The sequence below is a fragment of the Paenibacillus sp. Z3-2 genome, assembly GCF_054161325.1.
The window spans coordinates 5782382-5799543 of sequence record NZ_CP096397.1; the positions used below are offsets into that span (position 1 = coordinate 5782382).

Consider the following 17162-nt stretch of genomic DNA (forward strand, 5'->3'; position numbering starts at 1 on the left):
ATAACGAACATCCCGTTAGAATTTGGATTCAATGGACTGAGCGACTTCATCGTAGATGGCTCCGATACGGGAGTCTGCTTTGTATACAGACGGTGAGAAGTCAGGCTCGGAAGGATGATTATCCGGAGTACCCAAAGGAATCTGGGCAAGCAAGTTCGTATGCAGACTTTCTGCAAGCCTCCCCCCGCCTCCACGACCAAAGACATAATCCTTTTCTCCGCAACTGCCACACTCGTAGTAAGCCATGTTTTCAACCACACCAAGTAACTCATGATCTGTCTGGATGGCCATGGCACCTGCACGTGCTGCAACAAAAGCTGCAGTTGCATGCGGTGTAGTAACGATAATTTCCTTGCTCTGAGGCAACATCTGATGCACATCCAGAGCGACATCACCCGTACCTGGTGGCAAGTCCAGTAACATATAATCCAACTCGCCCCACTGGACATCAGTAAAGAATTGACGCAACATCCGACCAAGCATAGGTCCGCGCCAGATTACCGGGTTGTTCTCACGAATAAAGAAACCCATCGACATAACTTTGACACCGAAACGTTCAACTGGTTGAATAACGCCATCTTCCACAACCGGATATTCTTCGATCCCCATCATGTCAGGTACACTGAAACCATAGATGTCAGCGTCAATTAATCCCACCTTCTTGCCTTGACGTGCCAAGGCCGCAGCGAGATTAACCGTCACTGTTGATTTACCAACGCCGCCTTTACCACTGGCCACAGCAATAAAACGAACGCCTGATTCAGGACTTAACAGTTCATGTCCATCCAGACCCGCTGCGTGACCTTTTACGAGCACTTCGTCCCGATCTTGCTCTTCATCGGGTTGTCCCATATTCAGGCTCTCACGATCATGCTCAGAAGCTGCACGCACGCGAATATGTACATCCTTCAATCCATGCTGGAATAACAGATTACGGGCAGCATCACTCAAGGCCGTTGTATCCTCAGGTCGGTTCTCCAGTGTCACCATGGTCAGAGCCACATGATTTTCTTTCACCATAACATCACGAATCCATTCCAATTCGGTCAGACTTACTCCCAATTGCGGTTCTTGTAATGGCTGTAATAGTTCAAGTATCTGTTCTTTTGATAACATCAGACAGCACCTCAGCTTTATCTATTGGCATGTAATTTAGGTATGCTGTTCCAATTATATCATTACCTTTCTTGTTCTGACTAACTTTTAGGCCGTTCTCCTGAGGAATATCTTAGAACCCCATTGTAGATCGAAGCAGCTACTTTACGTTGGTAGGCTTCATCGGCAAGCAGACGTGCCTCTTCCGGATGAGAAAGAAAACCTACTTCTACAAGTGCTGACGGGATCTTCAAAGCCTGTAACAGATAAACCGTGTTAACCGTTTTGGCGATTCGATCTGTATTCTCCAGATTACGAACCATCTCTTGTTGAAGCAGATTGGCCAGTCCTTCGTTATCCGGATGGTTAGGTGTATAGAAAACCTGCGCTCCACTCCATCGGTTAGAAGGAACACTGTTCATGTGAATGCTGATGAAAAGGTCTGCTTGCTTATCCTCTATTCGTCGCACTCTTTGCTTCAGATCTTCCGTCTTGCGTTTGGAGTATCCCTTAGTGTCCGAATCAGCCAGATCAGTGTCAATTTCTCGTGTCATAACCACTAAGGCACCTGCCTGTTGCAAATAATCTCTCACATACAGAGCGATAGACAAGTTGATATCTTTTTCAATAACCCCCTGTTTACTCACAGCTCCTCCATCCGGACCTCCGTGTCCTGCATCAATGGCAATGACTTTACCTGCCATTGGCAAACTCCAGTAGCCTGATGTCTTTGCAGAAGGTAACTCGTAGGACATTACTGCCACTAACATGGCCAACAGACAGAGGCTCAGCATAACCCTTTTAATTGTTTTTAACCTGATCCAGACTACAAAGTGCTTCCCCATATTTTTACGCATAAAAAAACCACCTCGTCCCTATAAATGACTCTAATCATCTATATGGGACAAGATGGACAAATATACCGTTAGGATCGGACTTGCTCCGCCATTCCTTCAATCAACACCTCGGCTACCTCAGGGCGTGTAAATTCAGGTGGGGGACACTGGCCGTCACGCAGCAACCCGCGCACTTTGGTCCCGGAAAGCGTCATGTGGTGCTCCTTATCATGTGGGCAAGTTTTGCTGGAAGCCATGTTTCCACATTTCTTACAGAAGAAACTATGTTCGAAGAACAACGGGGTAATCCCCAGTTCCTCCGCTGTAAAGTTAGTAAAGATCTCCTGTGCTTCATATGTTCCGTAATAATCACCTACACCCGCATGATCACGACCGACGATAAAGTGGGTACAACCGTAATTTTTGCGGACCATTGCATGAAAAATAGCTTCTCGTGGTCCGGCATATCGCATAGCTGCGGGGAACACACCAAGAAACGCACGATCAGCTGGATAATAATTCTCCAGTAATACCAGATAACTCTTCATGCGAACATCTGCGGGAACATCATCCGACTTCGTCTCTCCAACGAGCGGATTCAGGAAAAGTGCATCTACAATCTCCATAGCGCTCTTCTGAATGTACTCATGAGCCCGATGGACCGGGTTACGTGTCTGGAAACCGACTACCGTCTTCCAACCCTTCTCCTGGAAAATCTTCCGGGTATCTGCAGGATCATAATAGAACTCTTCGAACTTCACGGGTTTCGGACGATTCAGAACTTGGATTGGACCTCCTACATATGTTGCAGGGCGCTCCAACAGTTTTTTAACACCCGGGTGCTCTGGATCATCTGTTTTAAATACACGTCGCGCTTCTTCACCCTGATCCACCTGGTATATACTTTGGACTTCGAGCAATCCATAGGTTACCCCATCTTGATCACCAACAAGTTTCACAAGTTCACCAAGTTGAAGGGATGCCGCTTGTTTATCGTCAACAGCAAGTGTAATGGGTATACTCCAGACTGTCCCATCCGCGAGACGCATGCGTGATACAACTGAAAGATAATCTTCCTCATTCATGAAACCTTGAAGTGGTGAGAATGCGCCCACCCCAATCAGATCCAAATCTGATATCGTCCAGGTATTAATACGCAAAGAGGATAAATCCTTACTGTCTCGCAGTAGTTGCTCCCGTTCTTCTCCTTGTACGATACGCTGAACCAGCGTACCTCCATGAGGCAGAATCGATGTCATCTTGTCAGCTCCTTGTTTATCTATTATTTATGAAGGCCACATTCCGTTTTATCATTACCAGACCAGCGTCCAGCACGCGGGTCCTCGCCAGGCATAACTTGACGTGTACAATGCTCACAACCAATACTCGGGTAGTTTTGATCGTGAAGCGGGTTATATACTACGTTATTGTCACGAATATACTGCCAAACATCCTCCGTCGTCCAATGCGCAATTGGATTAAACTTCATCAGGCCGAACTTTGAATCATACTCAACCTTCTTCGAATTAGCACGAGTTGGTGCCTGATCTCTGCGGATACCTGTAATCCACGCATCATACTGTGAAAGAATACGTGTCAGCGGCTCCACTTTGCGGATATTGCAACATCCGTTGGGGTCAGACTTCCACATCTCTTCTCCATGTTGAGCTGCCTGTTCTTCAGGAGTAATCTTAGGAGAAACACGTACAAAATCAAGATTGTAGTTCTGCTGCATCTTATCGCGTGTCTCGTACGTTTCCTTAAAATGAAAATCCGTATCCAGATAAAAAATATCTGTGGATGGGCTGATCTTCTGAAGCATATCTACAAGTACAACATCTTCTGCACCAAAGCTACATGCAAAAGTGATATTTGGAAATGTTTCAATGGCATAACGAATAATATCCTCTGGACTTGCATGTTCCAGTTCCTCTGCCTTAGTCCGTGCCAGTTCTTCTTTCTCCAACAAGTTCATCCTGAATTTCCCCCATTCTACATTTCAATACTCCTCAATCATAAAACCGACTAATCTAATATGAATTATGTTTATTATAAATCTTTCATTGAGGATGTCAATGCCTACCATCTGGTAAAAAAAGATCAGTTCCTGTCTATTTAAACTGTGTCTTTCAGAGAATATTTTAGTTCAATTTATGCATCTATCCGTTATTCAGATAAAATCAATCATTTTGGACCAAATCCCCCTGAAGGTGACAACCTGCCCTTTGACATTGGAAACCTTTGCTGCTACTGGGTTTGGAAAGTTCATGTACTAAGAGCAAAACCAAAATTTCACTGGTCAATTGGAAATGAGGGACGAGAAGAACAAGTTTTAAGCTGAGCAAGATTGCAATATGTCGCAATTGATATGTAAGAGACTTTTATCGTATCCATAAGAAAAACTGATGAAACTAACACTAAAAAATAATGGGATAACAACATATGAACACATTCAGGAAATAGGCATAAGCCCGGCTAGATGGACTTATAAGGAACTGAAATAGATAGGGTAGTAAAGATGCAGAACGAGTACATCGAGAGAACGTATAACGGGCATAGGGGATAATTAAGGCACATTGGCGCACATATTAAAGGAAGCATATAGAGGAACATTAGGGGTGTTTAAAAAGGCTATGCATGAAAATAAAAACATCGGAGAGATATGAGATCCATTGATCAAGCTGAACAATTGGATGGCCACATAGCCATACATAAATAAAAAAAGCCCTCGGCCGAGGCCAAAGGCTTTTATACATATTAACGTTTGGAGAACTGAGGTGCGCGACGAGCCGCTTTAAGACCGTATTTTTTACGCTCTTTCATACGTGGGTCACGAGTCAGGAATCCTGCTTTTTTCAGGGATGCACGGTATTCCGGATCTGCTTTCAGCAAAGCGCGGGAGATACCATGACGGATTGCGCCGGCTTGACCGGAGATTCCGCCACCATGAGCGATAACAAGAACGTCATAGTTGTTGAGCGTTTCTGTCAAGTTCAGCGGTTGTTTTACGATCAGTTTGAGTGTTTCCAAACCGAAGTATTCATTAATATCACGTTTATTGATGACAATGCGTCCTTCACCCGGTACAAGGCGAACACGTGCTACCGAATGTTTACGACGACCTGTCCCATAGTATTGTACTTGTGCCATGAAACTGTCCTCCTTTTAATTAACCGCGAAGTTCGTAAACTTCTGGTTTTTGTGCTGCATGTGGATGCTCAGTACCTCTGTACGCTTTAAGTCTCAACTTCATTTTCTCGCCCATGCGAGTTTTAGGAAGCATACCGCGAACAGCCAATTCCAACATACGCTCAGGTTTGTTTTTAACCATCTCTTCAGCTGTAGTTACTTTCAAACCACCTGGGTGCATTGAGTGACGGTAGTATTTTTTACCTTGCATTTTCTTACCAGTCAATACGATTTTCTCAGCATTGATGATAACAACGAAATCGCCAGTGTCCACATGTGGAGTGAATTGTGGCTTGTGTTTGCCGCGAATCAAAGCAGCTGCTTCGCTCGCCAAACGTCCGAGGGTTTTGCCTTCAGCATCAATGATGTGCCATTGGCGCTCAACTTCGTTAGGCTTCGCCATGTACGTAGTACGCATGAAAAGTTCCTCCTTAAATGTTCAAAATCATCATTTTCATTTATCTTCGATCGTTAAGTTATAACTTTAGGTGTTGATGGATTGTAAATTTGATGTGAACCTCTTAATTGGGGCTGTGGGAAAGCCATTAAGAAAACACAACTTTTATATTACATGATAGGCGCTTAAACCGCAAGTGTTAATTAAGCTTTTCACTCACCAAATTTAATCTTTTTTGTATTCAAGATCCCAGAGCATTAAACCACAGCTAACTGCAGTAGGTCCTGCAGCAGATCGATTACATGCAGCAATCATATTCGGTACATCAGAGGCTTTCCGTTTGCCCTCTCCGATCTCCAGCAGTGTCCCTACAATGATGCGAACCATATGCTGCAAAAAGCCGTTACCACTCACATAAATGTGAATGACACCCTGATCACGCGGATGGTCTCTGCACATTGATCGGTCCACTTCCATCCATGCTTCGTATACCGAACGTACATGATTCTCTTTCTGAGACTTGCGTGAAGCAAAAGAGGTAAAATCATACGTCCCTATGAAATGACGCAAGCCCTCCTGCATTGCCATAATGTCCAGCTTCGCATGATGATGATACTGCAGTCTTCTGTTGAAAACATCCGGAAATTGGTTCGCATTGACTGTATAACGATACGTTTTCTTTTTCGCTGCATAGCGAGAATGAAAATCAGCCGAAACTTCAATCGCGTCAATAACGACAATATCAGATGGTAATCTGGAGTTGAGTGCAATACACCAACGTTCAATCGGGATTTGGGACGCCGTAGGAAAATTGAAGATTTGTCTGCGAGCGTGAACGCCTGCATCCGTTCGGCCTGATCCTGTAATTTTAACAGTCTCACCGGTCAACGCACGAATGGCATCTTCAAGATGGTCCTGAATGGTATTCCCTCCCGGCTGAACTTGAAAGCCGTAATAGGCAGTGCCATCATAAGTTAACGTCATACATAAGTTCCGCATTATTACCACACCTTTGTTCCATACTATACATATCCCTATCCCGAACAGCAAAAGAAGCCCCTTACGGAGCTTCTATTACAGCACGAATTCCGAAATGAAGAGAAAAAAAGGGTTAATCCAGAATCGTTGATTCTGTCCCCTTTCCTCATCTCATCTGTTTTACGCGCGGTCTACCAGTTCCAAGTAAACCATTGGCGCTGCGTCACCACGACGAGGTCCCAGTTTCAGGATACGAGTGTATCCACCTGGACGCTCAGCGTAACGACCGGACAATTCGCTAAACAGTTTTTGGATTGCATCTTGCTCACCATCGATAGTTTCGCGGCGAACATATGCTGCCACTTGGCGACGGGCATGAAGATCTCCCTTTTTCGCTTTAGTGATCAGTTTTTCAGCAATAGAGCGAACCTCTTTTGCTTTCGCTTCAGTTGTCTGAATGCGTTCGTATAAGAACAGGTCGGTTACCAGGTCACGGAACAAAGCTTTACGTGCGCTGGAATTACGGCCCAACTTTTGGTATGCCATTGTTTTCCCTCCTTCACTTCAAGCACTCGGCTGTCTATTCTTCTGTACGGAGTCCCAAACCAAGTTCCTCAAGCTTCTCTTGAACTTCTTCCAAAGACTTGCGTCCGAGGTTACGGACTTTCATCATGTCTTCTTCTGTTTTCGTAGTCAGCTCTTGCACAGTATTAATACCGGCACGTTTGAGGCAGTTGTAGGAACGAACAGAGAGATCCAGCTCTTCGATCGTCATTTCGAGTACTTTTTCTTTTTTGTCTTCTTCTTTTTCGACCATGATCTCTGCATCTTTCGCTTCGTCTGTAAGACCCACGAAGAGCATCAAATGCTCAGTCAAAATTTTAGCGCCAAGGCTTACAGCCTCTTCAGGACGAATACTTCCGTCAGTCCAAACTTCCAACGTGAGCTTGTCATAGTTGGTCACTTGACCGACACGCGTATTTTCCACAGCGTAGTTAACGCGACTGATCGGGGTGAAGATGGAATCGACTGGGATGACGCCGATCGGCTGGTCATCGCGTTTATTCCGATCTGCCTGGACGTAGCCGCGACCGCGATTGGCAAAAATACGCATGTGAAGTCTCGAACCTGGTCCAAGCGTAGCAATGTGCAAATCCGGGTTAAGGATTTCTACATCGGAGTCAGCACGGATATCTCCAGCCGTAATTGCTCCTTCGCCTTCAGCATCAATCTCGAGCACTTTCTCCTCATCCGAATGAATTTTAAGCGACAAAGCTTTCAGGTTAAGAATAACCTCCGTAACATCTTCCATTACGCCAGGAACTGTAGCAAATTCATGCAGAACGCCATCGATTTGAACCGAAGACACTGCCGCACCCGGCAGTGACGAGAGTAAGATTCGGCGAAGCGAGTTTCCAAGCGTCGTACCGTATCCGCGCTCAAGCGGTTCTACTACGAATTTCCCATAGGTGCCATCATCGTTGACGTCTACCGTCTCAATTTTCGGCTTTTCGATTTCAATCACTGCAATACCCCTCCTTCAAAACGTCGGTCCTCTATGAAACATTTACCTTCTCTTGCGAAAACATGTAGTAGTATGCCTAAACAACCATTATTAGCAGATTGTGCCGGAAATATACCACACGCAGGGGCAAATCTCATTAGACACGACGACGTTTTGGAGGACGGCATCCGTTATGCGGGACTGGAGTTACGTCTTTGATCAGGTTAACTTCAAGACCAGCAGCTTGCAAAGAGCGGATCGCTGCTTCACGGCCTGCGCCTGGTCCTTTAACCATAACCTCAACGGCTTTCATCCCATGTTCCATTGCAGCTTTGGCAGCAGTCTCAGCAGCCATTTGTGCAGCAAACGGAGTCGATTTACGGGAACCTCTGAATCCGAGGCCGCCGGAGCTTGCCCACGAAATTGCATTTCCGTGAGGATCCGTAATAGTAACAATAGTGTTATTGAAAGTGGAACGGATATGCGCCACGCCAGATTCAATATTCTTACGGTCACGACGTTTAGTACGTACGACTTTTTTCGGTTTAGCCATTTTCTCTTATCCCCCCTTATTATTTTTTCTTGTTCGCTACTGTACGACGAGGACCTTTACGAGTACGAGCATTCGTTTTCGTACGTTGTCCACGAACAGGCAGACCACGACGATGACGAACTCCACGGTAACAACCGATCTCCGTCAAACGTTTAATATTCAAAGAGATTTCTCGACGCAGGTCACCTTCTACTTTGACCTCTTTATCGATACTTTCACGCAATTTGCTGACTTCATCTTCCGTCAAATCACGAACACGAGTGTCCGGATTGATGCCTGTTGTGCTCAGAATTTTCTGGGAAGTCGTTTTACCGATTCCGAAAATATAAGTCAAGGCGATCTCAACGCGCTTATCACGTGGCAAATCCACACCAGCTATACGTGCCATTTTACGCTACACCCCCTTCTTTAACCTTGTTTTTGTTTGTGTTTCGGATTTTCACAGATAACCATAACATTCCCTTTGCGGCGAATGACTTTGCACTTTTCGCAAATCGGCTTGACCGAAGGTCTTACCTTCATGTGAATTACCTCCTCAAAGTTTTGCTAAGCAAAACCCTCTTCGTAAGCATTGACCTTGTTCTACTATTGTAAAACCGGCTTCGAAGCTTTCGCAAGTTTTGCCGGGCAAAACCCGCTACATAAGCTTCACAGTTCATTGCAACTGTCTACTACTATTTACGGTAAGTTATGCGACCTTTTGTTAAATCATAAGGTGACAACTGAACAACTACTTTGTCTCCAGTCAGGATACGAATAAAGTGCATCCGTAGTTTTCCGGAAACGTGAGCGAGAATTTGATGACCGTTCTCAAGCTCAACCTTGAATGTTGCGTTCGGTAGCGGTTCGAGAACCGTACCTTCCACTTCAATGACATCTTCCTTGGCCATTAGTCAGTCTCCTTTCTCATCAGCTTGAATGTTGGTGGATTCCAGAAATGAATGAACCGCATAGCGGAGCTTTCCATTTGTCACCCGACCACACTCGTTTAAACTGTTTACAACCTCGCTACTAATCATGGGCTGGAGTTCAAGATGAAGAAGATTCTTCTTCTTGGGTTGATCAAACTTACGTTTGTCTCCATCCGCAATATACACGAACTTACTGTCCGCTATAGCAACAATTACTGCGGCTTGGTCCGCATTGCGGCCTTTACGGATCTTCACAAGTTGACCGAGCTGCGGATTAGACTGATTGTTCATGCCTCATCACCTACGCATTCAGTTTTGTGAAAATTTCCATACCATCTGGTGTAACTGCTACGGTGTGTTCAAAGTGGGCACATAACGTTCCATCAACCGTGACGACAGTCCAGTTATCTTCCAACGTTTTCACATACCGTCTACCTACGTTAACCATCGGCTCTATGGCCAGCACCATGCCCGCTTTAAGCCGTGGTCCCCGATCGGGAAGACCATAGTTCGGAATCTGTGGTTCTTCGTGCAGATCCGCGCCTATGCCGTGACCGACATATTCACGAACTACGGAGAACCCTTCATCTTCAATATATTTCTGAATCGCATGAGATATTGTAAACAAGCGAACGTCCGGTTTTACCAGCGCCAGACCTGCGTATAACGAAGCCTCGGTAACGTCCAGAAGACGACGGGCTTCTTCGGAAATACGGCCGACCGGATAAGTCCAGGCGGAATCTCCATGATACCCCTGGTACTGCGCGCCAATGTCAAACGTAACGATATCGCCCTCGTTCAACTTGCGTTTGCCGGGAAATCCATGTACCAACTCTTCATTTACTGAAGCGCACACACTGGCAGGGAAACCGTTATAACCTTTGAAAGACGGCACAGCTCCTTGACTGCGGATGTATTGATCGGCCATATGGTCAAGTTCTCCAGTCGTAATACCGGGAGCGATATGCTCTGCCAAGAGACGATGCGTTTCCGCAACAATTCTCCCTGCTTCCCTCATCAAGCCCAGTTCCGTTTCGGACTTACCAATGATCATCAATTAACCTCTCAGTAAGGACACGATTTCTTTAGAAACTTGATCGATATCCTGTTCTCCGTTCATTTGACGAAGAAGACCTTTAGTCTCATAGAACGTGAGGAGTGGTGCTGTTTTGTTGATATACTCGTCCAGTCGGGTACCTACACTCTCTTCATTATCATCAGAGCGTTGATACAACTCACCGGCGCATTTATCACAAATACCTTCCTGCTTAGGCGGATTAAACACCACATGATAAGTGGAACCACAGTTCTTACAAATTCGACGACCCGTCAGACGAGCGAGCAATTTGTTGCGGTCCACTTTCAGGTTGATTACATGATCGAGACCTGAGTTCAATCGATCCAGAATGCCATCGAGCGCTTCTGCTTGCGACAGGGTTCTTGGAAATCCGTCCAAGAGGAAACCTTCTCTGCAGTCAGGCTGCTGCAAACGTTCTTCAACGATGCCAATGGTCACATCATCTGGTACAAGCAATCCTTGATCCATATATTCCTTGGCTTTCAGGCCAATGGGAGTTCCCTGTTTGATCGCGAGACGAAATGCATCGCCCGTTGAAATATGGGGAATACCGAACTCTTTCACGATGACGTCTGCTTGTGTTCCTTTTCCTGCCCCAGGAGGGCCCATGAATAGGATGTTCACGTTATGTCACTCCCTCCAAGACTACCCTACATCAACAAACAGCACAATAGGTGCCGGCAAGTAAATCTTAGCTTGACCGGTACCTATTGCCTATTTATTGATAAAACCTTTGTAGTGGCGTTTGATCAATTGGCTTTCGATTTGCTTCATCGTATCCAGCGCAACACCGATAACGATCAGGAGGGATGTTCCTCCAATTTGCGCAGATTGAGGCAAACCAGAAAGTGCCCCTAAGAATACAGGCAGAACGGAAATGACTGCCAAGAAGATGGCTCCGGCCATTGTCAAACGAGTCATGACACGGGTCAGATATTTCTCGGTTGCTTTACCCGGGCGAATGCCTGGGATGTAACCGCCGTTCTTTTTCATATTATCAGCCATCTGCTGTGGATTCATCTGTACGAAAGTATAGAAGAATGTGAAACCGAAGATCATCACGACATACAGCAACATACCCAGAGGTTTGTGTGTAGTCAGGTTCTGTCCGATCCACTGTGCCCATAGGCGATCTGCCCAGAAGTTGGCGATGATCGTTGGGAACATCAACAGCGATGATGCGAAGATGACAGGGATAACACCTGCTGCATTAATTTTCAGCGGGATATGTGTATTCTGTCCACCGTACATTTTGTTACCTACGACACGTTTAGCGTACTGTACCGGAATTTTCCGAATCGCCTGCTGAATGTAAATGACCCCTATGATGATCAACACAATAACAATTGCGATGATTACACCTTTAAGAATATTCATAAACAGTTGGTCAGGTTGAATGAAGTCAGATTCGATCGTTTGTTTGATAATATTAGGCACCGTTGATAGGATACCAGCAAAGATCAAGATCGAAATCCCGTTTCCTATGCCCTTCTCGGTGATCTGCTCACCAAGCCACATCAGGAATGAAGTACCGGCCGTAAGTACAATCGCAATCAAGATATAATCTGCAAATGTAGCGTTAGGAACCATTTCTGTATTGTACAAGCGGTTGAATCCGATCGACGTACCAAACGCTTGAATCAATGCCAGCCCGATGGTTAGATAACGGGTCAACTGTGCAGATTTCTTCTTACCTTGTTCACCTTGCTTTGCCCACTCCGCTAATTTAGGAATAACGTCCATGGAAAGCAACTGTACTATGATAGACGCAGTGATGTAAGGCACGATCCCGAGCGCAAATATCGAGAACTGGAAGAGCGCTCCACCCGAGAACGTATTGAGAAGTCCAAAAACTTCTTTACCCGCAGAATTTGTCGCTTCGAACACATCTTTGTTAACTCCCGGTACGGGAACAAAGGAGCCGATGCGGTAAATGATCAGTACAAAAAGGGTAAATAATACCCTTTTGCGCAGATCTTCAACCCGCCAGATATTCTTTAGGGTCTTGAACATTAAATCACCTCAGTTGTACCGCCGGCAGCTTCAATTTTCTCAATAGCAGATTGAGAAAACTTGTTAGCTTTAACAGTCAGCTTCACAGTGACATCACCGTTACCCAGGATTTTGATTCCGGATTTAGCGTTTTTAACTACGCCGTTCGTCATCAAGAATTCTGGAGTTACTTCAGTACCCGCAGCAAAACTGTTCAGGTCTTCAGTATTCACAACTGCATATTCTTTGCGAGTTGGGTTTACAAAACCACGTTTTGGCAAGCGACGATACAATGGATTTTGTCCACCTTCGAAGCCTGGACGTACTCCACCGCCAGAACGAGCGTTTTGTCCTTTGTGACCGCGACCTGATGTTTTACCTGTACCACTACTTGGACCGCGACCAAGACGTTTACGTTCTTTGCGGGATCCAGGAGATGGTGAAAGCTCATGTAACTTCATCGTTCGTTGCACCTCCTTAAAGATTTGTGGGATTAACCCGTTATTAAGCTTCTACTTCTTTAACAGCAACCAAGTGGCTTACTTTGTTAATCATACCACGAATGGCAGGATTATCGTTTTGAACCACTTTGCTATTGATTTTGCGCAAACCCAATGTTTTCACAGTTGTTCTTTGCGTCTCCGGACGTCCGATCAAACTGCGGACGAGGGTAATTTCTAATTTAGCCATGAGAATTCCCTCCTTAACCCAGAAGCTCTTCGACGGATTTTCCGCGCAGTTTAGCCACGTCTTCAGCACGCTTCAAACGGGACAAACCTTCCAAAGTCGCATTGACCATGTTCATGGAATTCGAAGAACCCAGAGATTTTGTCAAAATGTCACCTACACCAGCAAGTTCGAGAACCGCACGTACAGGACCACCAGCGATAACACCAGTACCTTCAGATGCTGGTTTCAACAGCACGCGTCCTGCGCCGAACTTACCTGTTACCAAGTGAGGAATCGATGTTCCTACGAGTGGAACGTGTACAAGGTTTTTCTTAGCGTCTTCAATACCTTTGCGAATTGCATCAGGTACTTCGCCCGCTTTACCGATACCAGCTCCAACCCAGCCGTTGCCGTCGCCGACTACAACCAGTGCGCTAAAGCTGAAACGGCGTCCGCCTTTTACTACTTTAGCTACGCGATTAATATTTACAACTCTTTCAGTCAGTTCCAAAGTATTCGGATCTACACGCAAGTCGTTAACCTCCTTTTGAAAAATATCTTAAAACTCAAGTCCTGCTTCACGAGCCGCTTCAGCCAAAGCTGCGATACGACCATGGTACAGATATCCGCTACGGTCAAATACGATGTTGGAAACACCTTTGTCTTTCGCACGTTTAGCAACGAGTTCGCCGACTTTACGAGCTGATTCAACAGATGCGCCATTTTTGATGTCAGTGCTCAACTCTTTGTCTACAGTAGACGCGGAAGCGATTGTTACACCAGCAACATCATCGATAATTTGAGCGTACATATGTTTACCAGAACGGAATACGTTCAAACGAGGACGTGCTGCCGTTCCTTGGATTTTCTTACGAACACGAAGGTGTCTTTTCAGACGAGCCTTGTTTTTATCTGGTTTCGTAATCATCTCAAAGATTCACTCCTTTCAGGTTACCTCGCTGGCTTCAAAGCAGAAGCCACGGGGTATATTAGAAACACACGAAGCAAGCAAGCCGAAAGCCGCGCAAAGGCGGTAAGAGAAATCTTATTTCTTCTTACCGGCTTTACCTTCCTTACGGATGATACGCTCGCCTTCATATTTAATACCTTTACCTTTGTACGGCTCAGGTTCACGAACGGAACGGATTTTAGCAGCGTAAGCACCTACACGCTCTTTGTCGATTCCGCGAACGATGATTTTTGTATTCGAAGGTACTTCGAATTCGATTCCCGCTTCCGGTGTAATTTCAACCGGGTGAGAGTAACCAACGTTCAGAACGATTTTATCTCCGGATTTGCTTGCACGATATCCGACCCCAACCAATTCCAGAGATTTCGCGAATCCTTCAGTAACGCCGCTCACCATATTGTTTACAACGCTACGCGTTGTGCCGTGCAAAGAACGGTGAGTTTTGTTATCGGAAGGACGCACAACTGTGATTTCGTTATTTTCAACTGTAACCTTCATGTCTTTATGAAGCTCACGAGTCAAAGTTCCTTTAGGTCCTTTTACCGTAATAACGGTGTTGTCCAGGGTGATGTCTACACCACTTGGTACTGTGATTGGTTTGCGACCAATACGAGACATATGTTGCACCTCCTATCTTGTGACGTTATATTACCAAACGTAGCAAACGACTTCTCCGCCGGATTTCGATTGACGAGCTTCTTTGTCCGTCATGATACCTTTAGATGTCGAAATGATCGCGATTCCCAGGCCACCAAGTACACGAGGTACTTCGTTGCTTTTCGTGTAAACACGAAGACCAGGTTTACTGATTCTTTTCAGACCAGTGATAACGCGCTCGTTATTTTGACCGTATTTCAGGAAAACACGGATAATCCCTTGTTTGTTATCATCGATAACTTCAGCGTCACGGATGAAACCTTCACGCTTCAGGATATCGGCGATTTGTTTTTTCATTGTCGAAGCAGGCATTTCTACCGTTTCGTGACGAACAGTGTTCGCGTTACGAATACGAGTAAGCATATCTGCAATTGGATCAGACATAGTCATTGTGAGTTAACCTCCTTCCCGTTCAGGACTTTTTACCAGCTTGCTTTTTTCACGCCAGGGATCTGGCCTTTATAAGCTAATTCACGGAAACAAATTCTGCAAATTTTGAACTTTTGCAGGACCGAATGTGGACGTCCGCAACGCTCACAGCGTGTATATGCACGTACTTTAAACTTAGGTGTACGTTGTTGTTTAACTTTCATCGAAGTTTTTGCCACTTAGCCTGACACCTCCTAAATAATTTCGGAGAAAAGGGAGTCTTTCCAGACACCCGGAAACGTTATGCCAACATTACTTAACGAAAGGCATTCCCATTTGCGTGAGCAATTCGCGGGACTCTTCGTCTGTTTTCGCCGTTGTTACGATGACAATATCCATACCGCGGACTTTATCAACTTTATCATACTCGATCTCTGGGAAGATCAGTTGCTCTTTCAGACCCAGTGTGTAGTTACCACGTCCATCGAAAGCTTTACTCGATACACCGCGGAAGTCGCGGACACGAGGAAGCGTTACGTTGAGCAATTTATCTAGGAAGAAGTACATACGCTCACCGCGTAATGTTACTTTCACACCGATAGGCATATTCTCACGCAGTTTGAATCCTGCGATAGATTTTTTAGCACGAGTGATTACAGGTTTTTGACCTGCGATCAGTTGCAAATCGCTTACTGCGGAATCCAACACTTTAGAGTTTTGGACAGCGTCGCCCACACCCATGTTGATAACGATTTTCTCGATTTTCGGCACTTGCATTACCGTTGTATAGTTAAACTTCTGCATCAAAGCAGGAGCGATTTCTTGCAGGTAACGTTCTTTCATTCTTGATGCCATGAATCATAGCCCTCCTTTCTCATTCGGTTCAATTAGTCGATAATTTCTCCGGAACGTTTAGCAACGCGCACTTTCTTACCGTTATCCAAAACTTTGTAACCTACACGGGTTACTTTTCCGCTCTTCGGATCGATGTGCATTACGTTGGAAACGTGAATCGGAGCTTCCTTCTCGATAATGCCGCCTTGCGGATTTTGCTGGTTAGGCTTCTGGTGTTTTTTCACCATGTTAACACCTTCCACAAGGACGCGGTTCTCACGAGGATAAGCAGCGATGACACGGCCTTTTTTACCTTTGTCTTTACCGCTGATCACCATAACCGTATCTTCCTTTTTAACGTGAAGTTTGTTGTTATGGGATTCCAGAACTTTTTTCACTCTTGGCATTTCGTACACCTCCTGTTTCTAACATCACGAGATTAAGCTTTAGATAACTTCTGGAGCCAAGGAAACGATTTTCATGAAGTCTTTATCGCGAAGTTCGCGAGCAACTGGTCCGAAAATACGTGTTCCACGTGGGCTTCTGTCGTCTTTTACAACAACCGCTGCATTTTCATCAAAACCGATGTAGGAACCGTCTTTACGACGTACAGAACGTTTCGTACGAACGACAACCGCTCTAACTACATCACCTTTTTTGACAACGCCGCCTGGTGTTGCTTGTTTAACAGAACAAACGATCAGATCACCGATTTGAGCTGTACGACGTCCCGTACCGCCGAGTACGCGGATACACATCAGTTCCTTCGCACCGGAGTTGTCGGCCACAGTCAAACGTGTAAATGGTTGAATCATTTAGTATTCCTCCTTTCAGCAATGCTGCTGATGCATTAGATGATAACCGCTTTTTCTACGATTTCAGTAAGTCTCCAGCGTTTATCTTTCGAAAGCGGACGAGTCTCCATGATTTTCACCGTGTCACCGATTTTCGCAGTGTTTTCTTCGTCATGCGCTTTGAATTTTTTAGTAACCTTAAGGCGTTTTTGGTACAAGTTGTGTTTTTTGTAAGTTTCTACAGCAACAACAATCGTTTTGTCCATTTTATCGCTGACCACTTTACCAGTTTGCACTTTACGTGCGTTACGTTCTTCGCTCATTGTTGGCCTCCTT

Annotated in this window: 28 protein-coding genes; all 28 read right to left on the reverse strand. The window is 45.3% G+C overall.

The window, feature by feature from the left end; translation table 11 throughout:
• Positions 1 to 15: 15 nt before the first annotated feature.
• Positions 16 to 1116, reverse strand: coding sequence for an Mrp/NBP35 family ATP-binding protein (locus tag M1D71_RS25880; protein WP_458124235.1), 1101 nt, complete (start codon positions 1114 to 1116; stop codon positions 16 to 18).
• Between the two features lie 80 nt (positions 1117 to 1196).
• Complete coding sequence (gene cwlD, locus M1D71_RS25885) at positions 1197 to 1952, reverse strand: N-acetylmuramoyl-L-alanine amidase CwlD (RefSeq protein WP_458124236.1); 756 nt, start codon at positions 1950 to 1952, stop codon at positions 1197 to 1199.
• A 68-nt stretch (positions 1953 to 2020) separates the two neighbouring features.
• Positions 2021 to 3190 carry a sulfate adenylyltransferase gene (gene sat, locus M1D71_RS25890; RefSeq protein ID WP_458124237.1) on the reverse strand — a complete coding sequence of 390 codons (1170 nt, stop codon included), beginning with the start codon at positions 3188 to 3190 and terminating at the stop codon, positions 2021 to 2023.
• A 23-nt stretch (positions 3191 to 3213) separates the two neighbouring features.
• Entirely contained in the window at positions 3214 to 3906 is a 693-nt protein-coding gene (locus M1D71_RS25895; RefSeq protein ID WP_458124238.1) for a phosphoadenylyl-sulfate reductase, read from the reverse strand.
• 782 nt (positions 3907 to 4688) lie between these two features.
• Positions 4689 to 5081: a 30S ribosomal protein S9 gene (gene rpsI / locus M1D71_RS25900; protein WP_017692105.1), complete on the reverse strand. Its 393-nt coding sequence runs from the start codon at positions 5079 to 5081 to the stop codon at positions 4689 to 4691.
• A gap of 19 nt (positions 5082 to 5100) precedes the next feature.
• Entirely contained in the window at positions 5101 to 5538 is a 438-nt protein-coding gene (gene rplM / locus M1D71_RS25905; RefSeq protein WP_024633564.1) for a 50S ribosomal protein L13, read from the reverse strand.
• A gap of 204 nt (positions 5539 to 5742) precedes the next feature.
• Positions 5743 to 6516, reverse strand: coding sequence for a tRNA pseudouridine(38-40) synthase TruA (gene truA, locus M1D71_RS25910; RefSeq protein WP_458124239.1), 774 nt, complete (start codon positions 6514 to 6516; stop codon positions 5743 to 5745).
• 159 nt (positions 6517 to 6675) lie between these two features.
• A complete protein-coding gene (rplQ, locus tag M1D71_RS25915; protein WP_017692102.1) occupies positions 6676 to 7041 on the reverse strand; it encodes a 50S ribosomal protein L17 in 366 nt (121 codons plus the stop codon).
• A 34-nt stretch (positions 7042 to 7075) separates the two neighbouring features.
• Positions 7076 to 8020, reverse strand: coding sequence for a DNA-directed RNA polymerase subunit alpha (locus M1D71_RS25920; RefSeq protein ID WP_017692101.1), 945 nt, complete (start codon positions 8018 to 8020; stop codon positions 7076 to 7078).
• A 136-nt stretch (positions 8021 to 8156) separates the two neighbouring features.
• Positions 8157 to 8552 carry a 30S ribosomal protein S11 gene (gene rpsK, locus M1D71_RS25925; protein WP_017692100.1) on the reverse strand — a complete coding sequence of 132 codons (396 nt, stop codon included), beginning with the start codon at positions 8550 to 8552 and terminating at the stop codon, positions 8157 to 8159.
• A 19-nt stretch (positions 8553 to 8571) separates the two neighbouring features.
• Positions 8572 to 8940, reverse strand: a complete 369-nt coding sequence (gene rpsM / locus M1D71_RS25930; RefSeq protein ID WP_062329455.1) for a 30S ribosomal protein S13 — start codon at positions 8938 to 8940, stop codon at positions 8572 to 8574.
• A 20-nt stretch (positions 8941 to 8960) separates the two neighbouring features.
• Positions 8961 to 9074 carry a 50S ribosomal protein L36 gene (gene rpmJ, locus M1D71_RS25935; protein WP_003333770.1) on the reverse strand — a complete coding sequence of 38 codons (114 nt, stop codon included), beginning with the start codon at positions 9072 to 9074 and terminating at the stop codon, positions 8961 to 8963.
• A 152-nt stretch (positions 9075 to 9226) separates the two neighbouring features.
• Positions 9227 to 9442 carry a translation initiation factor IF-1 gene (gene infA / locus M1D71_RS25940; protein ID WP_017692098.1) on the reverse strand — a complete coding sequence of 72 codons (216 nt, stop codon included), beginning with the start codon at positions 9440 to 9442 and terminating at the stop codon, positions 9227 to 9229.
• A gap of 3 nt (positions 9443 to 9445) precedes the next feature.
• Entirely contained in the window at positions 9446 to 9754 is a 309-nt protein-coding gene (locus tag M1D71_RS25945; protein WP_458124240.1) for a hypothetical protein, read from the reverse strand.
• 10 nt (positions 9755 to 9764) lie between these two features.
• Positions 9765 to 10517, reverse strand: a complete 753-nt coding sequence (map, locus tag M1D71_RS25950; RefSeq protein ID WP_062836189.1) for a type I methionyl aminopeptidase — start codon at positions 10515 to 10517, stop codon at positions 9765 to 9767.
• 3 nt (positions 10518 to 10520) lie between these two features.
• Positions 10521 to 11165, reverse strand: a complete 645-nt coding sequence (locus tag M1D71_RS25955) for an adenylate kinase (RefSeq protein WP_145326568.1) — start codon at positions 11163 to 11165, stop codon at positions 10521 to 10523.
• Between the two features lie 90 nt (positions 11166 to 11255).
• The gene (gene secY, locus M1D71_RS25960) at positions 11256 to 12554 is read right to left on the reverse strand and encodes a preprotein translocase subunit SecY (RefSeq protein WP_047841120.1); all 1299 of its coding nucleotides are present in this window, start codon (positions 12552 to 12554) and stop codon (positions 11256 to 11258) included.
• On the reverse strand, positions 12554 to 12994 hold the full coding sequence (gene rplO, locus M1D71_RS25965) for a 50S ribosomal protein L15 (RefSeq protein WP_062836188.1): 441 nt from the start codon (positions 12992 to 12994) through the stop codon (positions 12554 to 12556). The genes secY and rplO overlap by 1 nt, the downstream gene beginning before the upstream one ends.
• 43 nt (positions 12995 to 13037) lie before the next feature.
• A complete protein-coding gene (gene rpmD / locus M1D71_RS25970; RefSeq protein ID WP_017692092.1) occupies positions 13038 to 13223 on the reverse strand; it encodes a 50S ribosomal protein L30 in 186 nt (61 codons plus the stop codon).
• Between the two features lie 13 nt (positions 13224 to 13236).
• Complete coding sequence (rpsE, locus tag M1D71_RS25975; RefSeq protein ID WP_017692091.1) at positions 13237 to 13734, reverse strand: 30S ribosomal protein S5; 498 nt, start codon at positions 13732 to 13734, stop codon at positions 13237 to 13239.
• Positions 13735 to 13761: 27 nt separating this feature from the next.
• On the reverse strand, positions 13762 to 14130 hold the full coding sequence (gene rplR / locus M1D71_RS25980) for a 50S ribosomal protein L18 (RefSeq protein WP_017692090.1): 369 nt from the start codon (positions 14128 to 14130) through the stop codon (positions 13762 to 13764).
• 117 nt (positions 14131 to 14247) lie between these two features.
• On the reverse strand, positions 14248 to 14790 hold the full coding sequence (gene rplF / locus M1D71_RS25985; RefSeq protein ID WP_017692089.1) for a 50S ribosomal protein L6: 543 nt from the start codon (positions 14788 to 14790) through the stop codon (positions 14248 to 14250).
• 30 nt (positions 14791 to 14820) lie between these two features.
• On the reverse strand, positions 14821 to 15219 hold the full coding sequence (gene rpsH, locus M1D71_RS25990) for a 30S ribosomal protein S8 (protein WP_017692088.1): 399 nt from the start codon (positions 15217 to 15219) through the stop codon (positions 14821 to 14823).
• Between the two features lie 32 nt (positions 15220 to 15251).
• The gene (locus M1D71_RS25995) at positions 15252 to 15437 is read right to left on the reverse strand and encodes a type Z 30S ribosomal protein S14 (protein WP_013312154.1); all 186 of its coding nucleotides are present in this window, start codon (positions 15435 to 15437) and stop codon (positions 15252 to 15254) included.
• A 73-nt stretch (positions 15438 to 15510) separates the two neighbouring features.
• Positions 15511 to 16053, reverse strand: a complete 543-nt coding sequence (rplE, locus tag M1D71_RS26000) for a 50S ribosomal protein L5 (RefSeq protein ID WP_221825249.1) — start codon at positions 16051 to 16053, stop codon at positions 15511 to 15513.
• A 32-nt stretch (positions 16054 to 16085) separates the two neighbouring features.
• A complete protein-coding gene (gene rplX, locus M1D71_RS26005) occupies positions 16086 to 16439 on the reverse strand; it encodes a 50S ribosomal protein L24 (protein ID WP_017692086.1) in 354 nt (117 codons plus the stop codon).
• 39 nt (positions 16440 to 16478) lie between these two features.
• The gene (rplN, locus tag M1D71_RS26010) at positions 16479 to 16847 is read right to left on the reverse strand and encodes a 50S ribosomal protein L14 (protein ID WP_017692085.1); all 369 of its coding nucleotides are present in this window, start codon (positions 16845 to 16847) and stop codon (positions 16479 to 16481) included.
• 35 nt (positions 16848 to 16882) lie between these two features.
• Positions 16883 to 17149 carry a 30S ribosomal protein S17 gene (gene rpsQ / locus M1D71_RS26015; RefSeq protein WP_458124241.1) on the reverse strand — a complete coding sequence of 89 codons (267 nt, stop codon included), beginning with the start codon at positions 17147 to 17149 and terminating at the stop codon, positions 16883 to 16885.
• Positions 17150 to 17162 lie beyond the last annotated feature (13 nt).

Bases quoted from the DNA above. Each gene is read 5' to 3' on its own strand.
- M1D71_RS25880 (WP_458124235.1), bottom strand. From the start codon at position 1,116: ATGTTATCAAAAGAACAGATACTTGAACTATTACAGCCATTACAAGAA.
- cwlD (WP_458124236.1), bottom strand. From the start codon at position 1,952: ATGCGTAAAAATATGGGGAAGCACTTTGTAGTCTGGATCAGGTTAAAA.
- sat (WP_458124237.1), bottom strand. From the start codon at position 3,190: ATGACATCGATTCTGCCTCATGGAGGTACGCTGGTTCAGCGTATCGTA.
- M1D71_RS25895 (WP_458124238.1), bottom strand. From the start codon at position 3,906: ATGAACTTGTTGGAGAAAGAAGAACTGGCACGGACTAAGGCAGAGGAA.
- rpsI (WP_017692105.1), bottom strand. From the start codon at position 5,081: ATGGCACAAGTACAATACTATGGGACAGGTCGTCGTAAACATTCGGTA.
- rplM (WP_024633564.1), bottom strand. From the start codon at position 5,538: ATGCGTACTACGTACATGGCGAAGCCTAACGAAGTTGAGCGCCAATGG.
- truA (WP_458124239.1), bottom strand. From the start codon at position 6,516: ATGCGGAACTTATGTATGACGTTAACTTATGATGGCACTGCCTATTAC.
- rplQ (WP_017692102.1), bottom strand. From the start codon at position 7,041: ATGGCATACCAAAAGTTGGGCCGTAATTCCAGCGCACGTAAAGCTTTG.
- rpsK (WP_017692100.1), bottom strand. From the start codon at position 8,552: ATGGCTAAACCGAAAAAAGTCGTACGTACTAAACGTCGTGACCGTAAG.
- rpsM (WP_062329455.1), bottom strand. From the start codon at position 8,940: ATGGCACGTATAGCTGGTGTGGATTTGCCACGTGATAAGCGCGTTGAG.
- rpmJ (WP_003333770.1), bottom strand. From the start codon at position 9,074: ATGAAGGTAAGACCTTCGGTCAAGCCGATTTGCGAAAAGTGCAAAGTC.
- infA (WP_017692098.1), bottom strand. From the start codon at position 9,442: ATGGCCAAGGAAGATGTCATTGAAGTGGAAGGTACGGTTCTCGAACCG.
- M1D71_RS25945 (WP_458124240.1), bottom strand. From the start codon at position 9,754: ATGAACAATCAGTCTAATCCGCAGCTCGGTCAACTTGTGAAGATCCGT.
- map (WP_062836189.1), bottom strand. From the start codon at position 10,517: ATGATCATTGGTAAGTCCGAAACGGAACTGGGCTTGATGAGGGAAGCA.
- secY (WP_047841120.1), bottom strand. From the start codon at position 12,554: ATGTTCAAGACCCTAAAGAATATCTGGCGGGTTGAAGATCTGCGCAAA.
- rplO (WP_062836188.1), bottom strand. From the start codon at position 12,994: ATGAAGTTACATGAGCTTTCACCATCTCCTGGATCCCGCAAAGAACGT.
- rpmD (WP_017692092.1), bottom strand. From the start codon at position 13,223: ATGGCTAAATTAGAAATTACCCTCGTCCGCAGTTTGATCGGACGTCCG.
- rplR (WP_017692090.1), bottom strand. From the start codon at position 14,130: ATGATTACGAAACCAGATAAAAACAAGGCTCGTCTGAAAAGACACCTT.
- rplF (WP_017692089.1), bottom strand. From the start codon at position 14,790: ATGTCTCGTATTGGTCGCAAACCAATCACAGTACCAAGTGGTGTAGAC.
- rpsH (WP_017692088.1), bottom strand. From the start codon at position 15,219: ATGACTATGTCTGATCCAATTGCAGATATGCTTACTCGTATTCGTAAC.
- rplE (WP_221825249.1), bottom strand. From the start codon at position 16,053: ATGGCATCAAGAATGAAAGAACGTTACCTGCAAGAAATCGCTCCTGCT.
- rplX (WP_017692086.1), bottom strand. From the start codon at position 16,439: ATGCCAAGAGTGAAAAAAGTTCTGGAATCCCATAACAACAAACTTCAC.
- rplN (WP_017692085.1), bottom strand. From the start codon at position 16,847: ATGATTCAACCATTTACACGTTTGACTGTGGCCGACAACTCCGGTGCG.
- rpsQ (WP_458124241.1), bottom strand. From the start codon at position 17,149: ATGAGCGAAGAACGTAACGCACGTAAAGTGCAAACTGGTAAAGTGGTC.